Source organism: Methanosarcina sp. A14 (genome assembly GCF_001729375.1).
Taxonomy (GTDB): domain Archaea; phylum Halobacteriota; class Methanosarcinia; order Methanosarcinales; family Methanosarcinaceae; genus Methanosarcina; species Methanosarcina barkeri.
The window spans coordinates 1-5,001 of record NZ_LZPK01000333.1 but is presented as its reverse complement, the minus strand read 5'-3'; the positions used below and the strand labels follow the sequence as shown (position 1 = coordinate 5,001).

Annotated in this window: 6 protein-coding genes; all 6 read right to left on the bottom strand. The window is 40.8% G+C overall.

The annotated features are described in order from the left end of the window. Positions 1–102: 102 nt before the first annotated feature. Complete coding sequence (locus A9239_RS14265; RefSeq protein ID WP_048117412.1) at positions 103–1,011, bottom strand: hypothetical protein; 909 nt, start codon at positions 1,009–1,011, stop codon at positions 103–105. 70 nt (positions 1,012–1,081) lie between these two features. After that, the gene (locus tag A9239_RS14260) at positions 1,082–2,122 is read right to left on the bottom strand and encodes an AI-2E family transporter (protein ID WP_048117410.1); all 1,041 of its coding nucleotides are present in this window, start codon (positions 2,120–2,122) and stop codon (positions 1,082–1,084) included. 507 nt (positions 2,123–2,629) lie between these two features. Further along, the gene (gene dinB, locus A9239_RS14255; RefSeq protein WP_176722167.1) at positions 2,630–3,733 is read right to left on the bottom strand and encodes a DNA polymerase IV; all 1,104 of its coding nucleotides are present in this window, start codon (positions 3,731–3,733) and stop codon (positions 2,630–2,632) included. Between the two features lie 54 nt (positions 3,734–3,787). Next, on the bottom strand, positions 3,788–4,078 hold the full coding sequence (locus A9239_RS18515; RefSeq protein ID WP_255361958.1) for an outer membrane lipoprotein-sorting protein: 291 nt from the start codon (positions 4,076–4,078) through the stop codon (positions 3,788–3,790). Beyond that, positions 4,068–4,250, bottom strand: a complete 183-nt coding sequence (locus A9239_RS14250) for a VOC family protein (RefSeq protein WP_176722166.1) — start codon at positions 4,248–4,250, stop codon at positions 4,068–4,070. The genes A9239_RS18515 and A9239_RS14250 overlap by 11 nt, the downstream gene beginning before the upstream one ends. A gap of 65 nt (positions 4,251–4,315) precedes the next feature. Continuing rightward, the gene (locus A9239_RS14245) at positions 4,316–4,885 is read right to left on the bottom strand and encodes a hypothetical protein (protein ID WP_048155520.1); all 570 of its coding nucleotides are present in this window, start codon (positions 4,883–4,885) and stop codon (positions 4,316–4,318) included. Positions 4,886–5,001 lie beyond the last annotated feature (116 nt).

The following is a 5,001-nucleotide window of genomic DNA, read 5'->3' as shown; positions in this document are numbered from 1 at the left end:
TTATTATCAAAAATTATTTACTTTTTTTAAAACCTATTACGATAAAATGTTAAAAGTCTATAATTACTAATAGTGGTGTTTTTATTCCTTCCAGCCGCCTTATCAGAGAAATTCCTCAAAACCTGCTTTACCTTTTGAATAGGCTTCATGCCATCCTGAAGGTACGGGCGCTTTTTCATAAAGATTTTTCCTCTGAGCCTCAAGAAGCTCCGGGGTCTTTCCCATAAACTCTGCAGCACAGAGTACCCGGCTTTCAATCATTCCAGCCAGTTCTTTTAACCAGCTGTATCCTTCAAAAGACCTGAGTAGATGGTGGTCCAGAATCAGGGTATCAACATGTCTGGCCAGAAGGAGAGCATTTTCTGAAGCCTCTTTTCCTGCTTCAGGAACGCGGTGCGAAAGATAAAGAGGAGGGCCTGAGGCAAAAACAATTGTGGGTTCCCAGTCAAGCACTTTGAGAACTGATTTCCTGTCCAGAAGCTGGATGTCAGAACTATGGACAAAAACCTCATCACCCTCACAGATCCGGGTCATCATTACGGTCCCAAAACCTTTTTCCCCGGTTCCATGAGGGACAGGAGAAGAAAACTCCATATTGCCAGACTTCACACCTTCCGAAGCCGGAAGAGGAAAACCTAGAAAATCCAAAAGTTCACGCCTCCGCTTTGAAGACAAGCCTGAGATTTTTTCCGGACCTTTACACCAGAAGTTTATCCCGTCAAGCGAAGGGAGAGCTTCCATCGGCAGCTGATACGGATCTTCAGCCCTCATCGGCATGTGGTCACCGTGAAAATGGCTGATAACAACATCTGTAGCCTGCCCAAATGCAGAAAGAACTTTTTCTCTTATCCTGAAAGCAGCAGCAACCTCTATTGGGTGGGGAAGCAGGCCTGAACGTAAGCGTGCAAGCGCAACTCCGGGATCGATCAGGATCGTTCTATCGTCCGTCTTTACAACGCAGGCAAGGGATCTTGCCCCAAAGGACTCACACCCAAGTATTTCTATCTGCACATTTTACTCCTTTACCCAAGTTTTTATCTGCACATTTACTCCTTTACTCAAGTATTTCTATCTGTACATTTTACTCCTTTCCAGAAAGGTATTCTCTGGAAAACATCTGTACTGTCAGAACGAAGTAGGAAAGCAAGAGGGGACCTATAACGATTCCTAACAGTCCGAAAAGAGATACTCCTATAACAACTCCAAGCAGAGACAGAAACGGATGGATTTCTCCAACTCTTTTCTGGATAATGGGCCTGAGGAAATTGTCAATAACACTTATAAAAATCCCAGCTGCAAGTATAGCGATCGCTGCAGTATAGTCCTTCTGGAAAAACTGGACAATAATTGCAGGAACCCAGACTAAAGGCGCTCCGACAACAGGCAAAAAGGATAGAATTGCTGCAATGAAGCCCCAGAGGAAAGCTCCCTGGATACTAAAGATAACAAATACTATAGTTAGAATTCCACCCTGGACAAGAGCAACTGCCCCGCTGGCGATAAGAGTCGTCCGAACCATTCTCCGGAACTCATCCAGAAGAGTGGCTGTATTTTCTTCATTGAAAGGAACTGCAACAGAGACCTGGCGCATAAAATCCGAATCCTCTTCAGTAAAGAGGTAGTAAAGCAGAAAGTACATTATCAATAGCCCGATGGACTGATGGCTTATACTCTGGATTGACCCCACAATGAACAGGCTTGTGTAATTAACGGCCTGTGAAGCAAGTTCCATTGCTTTTTCTTCAATTTTGGACTGGAATACATTTATAGGAATATTCAGCCTTAAGAGAGAATCAGTTAAAAAGTGACCTCCAGCTTCAATAGACGCGAGAATGGATGCCTGATTAACTAAAAGCTGTTCGATTTCGTCGATGATTGTATTCAAAAGAAAGTAAAGAGGAACCAGTACAACAAAAATAGAAATTATTATTACAAGTATGGCTGCGAATTGCTTCCGAATCTTTAGTTTTCTTATGAGAAAATGGTATAAAGAACGAAATATAACGAAAAGGATCAAAGCTCCAAAAATATAATTTAAATAAGGAAGTGTGGCATAAGCGATAAGCACAGTCAGAACAACAATTATGAGAAGGGCCAGAGCCATCTTTACAACTTTTTTCATCAAACCTAATTGGCTTTCTATTATTAAAATATAAGTATGACTGTTTCAAATCAACCGTTGACCCGCAATTATTGCGCCGGTTTATCACAAACCGTTGCGCCGGTTTATCACGCCGATAGGGTTCGGGGATAAGGTACTCAAATTCAAATGTTGCCAGGAGTTTTCGATCAACCGTTGCGCCGGTTTATCACGCTGATAGGGTTTGGTGATAAGATTCTGGTTTTCGTCATTTCCTATGGACAAGATGATTTTCAATTTAAGACTGCATTGGTTTTTATGAGGACATTGTGAAGATACCCACACAAAACAACGAAGAGCCAAGACCCTCAAACCCAAACGTTGCTAGGGTTTTTGGTCAAGATTTTATTCAAAAGGCTTGTTGTACCGCTTGACCACGTCGACCGCGTCGTTGCTGTGGTTTTCGCTTAAGCCTTATTTGAAAAAGCTTGCGAGAAAGACGTTTTTTGAAAAGGCTTGCAGGAAAGTAGTTTTTTGAAAAGGCTTATGTTAAAAGTCTGTTATCAGGGTTTGCTTTTCATCCCTTTCGCGGAGTTTGGTGACTCCTATGCCTACTAACCTGAGCTTTCGATTCCCTATAAATTCGGAGAGAAGCTGTATGGCTGTCCTTTTGATCACAAAGATGTCCGAAGTCCAGATTGGGATGGTTTTTGAGCGTGTATAGGTAGAGAAATCCTCGAAACGCACAGTGAGGACTACGGTTTTGAAAAGAAGCCTGTTTTTAAGAAGAGAACTATGTACACTTTCAGCGAGCAGGTCAAGAGACCCGGTAATTTTTACAGGGTCACTGGTGTCTTCAGCAAAAGTTCCATGCCTGCTAATTGATTTTACACTTTCCTTTTCCCTAACTTCCCTAAAATCAAGCCCGTTTGCCAATTGCTTCATGCGAAGTCCAATTTTTCCGAACTTTCCAGAAAGAAGCTGTACATCACAGTTTGCAAGTTCTTCTACCCTGTTTAAGCCCATTGACTTCAGTGTATCAGCCGTTTTTTCCCCTATTCCTGGAATTTTTGAGACCGGCAGCGGAAAAAGAAATTCTCTTACATCTTCGGGCCTGACAATGGTAAGCCCATCAGGCTTCTGGAAATCAGATGCGATTTTTGCGATTAATTTGTTAGGACCGACTCCGACTGAACAGGTAATTCCTTCCTGCTTCTGTACCTCGTCCTTGATCCTGAGGGCGTAAAGGGCGGCATCTTTAAAATTTGTGATCTCGGGTCCTGGCACAAGATAGGCTTCATCCACACTGACTTGCTGAAACCTGTCTGCAAATCCCTTCAAAAGTTCCATTATTTTTGCCGAAACGCCCACGTAGAGTTTCATGTTTACAGGCAAAAAAACCGCATCCGGACAGAGCCTGTAAGCCTGTGATATGGGCATTGCGGAGTGAATTCCGTATTTCCGCGCTTCATACGAGCAGGTGCTCACAACTCCTCTTCCCGAACCTCCTTTCGGGTCAGAGCCCACAACTACAGGCATTCCTTTCAATTCCGGTCTCTCTCTGACCTCAACCGACGCAAAGAAACTGTCCATATCCGCGTGGAAGGTAATTCGCCTTTCAGGAGGATTTATTTTCAAACTGGAAACAGGCATTATTCTCAGATAGGAAATAATATAAAAAAGGATTGAGGAAGTCGAGTGAAAGTATTAACCTGTTGTTTTTATTTCAGCGCCATCAGGAATATTGAAAACAAATTCAGAATCTGGAATTCCTGAATTAACCTTAAGGTCCCATATTTCAACTTTTGCTGTCAGGTTTCCGCTACTATCATACATCTCGTACTTAAGAGGCATCCATGTTTCTTTATCTACCCAGACTTTCGTGTAGTATTGTGCAGCACTTTTTCCGGTTTCTTTAGGATTTGTATTCAGCAGATACGTTTCCCTATTGTCAAGCTTCTCAACTCCAAGTAAGGAGACATTCGTATCATTGAGGATAATTCCTATAGCCGGCTATTAGCAAAATATTTTCTATCTGAGCCAGCTCCAGGACGATTTGCGGGATTTCAAAGCGCATGGCTGCGGGGGAGCCAAGGAGTTCTTCATAGAATTTGAGGGATGAGTCGAGGTCGTTTACATAGAGACGGGAGAGGGTTTGAAGGATTTTCATAGTTACCTAAATAACTGTTATGTTAAATTAGTTATTAGGTAAGATTGAACTTGAATATAAATCCTTCAAAAAATTTCCCAATTTAGTTCACTCTTTAAACCCTTTTCGAAATCCTTCTCGAAATCTTTAAGGCTTTTCTCTATCAATCCTGGAGTTAGTTCAAAATTTTGTGGAGATTGCAATTCAATCTCGATTTCACTTCCTTTTAAACTCTTAAGACACGGAGAAACCAAGAAAAAGAAGAGTAACATAAATAAGAATACGTATTGCGTTGTGTTATCCTTCCAGTCAATAAATGATAATCCAAATATGGAAAATAATAAAAATAAAAATGTAATCTTTCTTCTAAAACTGTGGCAAGGTGACTCTAGCCACCACTTTGGTATCGAAGTGTCTATTTTGTGATTCCAAATGTCTTCAAGTAACTGTTTTGCAGAGTTAGTTACCTTAGGTTCAAAATTGAGTTTTCTACAATTCGTGAATTCATCCTTTGCTGAAAAATAATCTTTGAGCTTATAATAGAAGCAACCTAAAAAATAACTATTATATGATTCAATCCTTAACGTATTATATCTCAAGAGTTCAGAAGTTACTTTTGCTAATAATTTAATTGAAATATTTGAATTACGTTTCATTGGTCATCGGTTAAGGATTTATTTCCTTCTTCTGTTACTCTTTTTGAATCCAATTTTTCATTTATTACTCAAACCATTCATCTCTAAACCTTTCTCTGTTTACATGAGGATCTAAT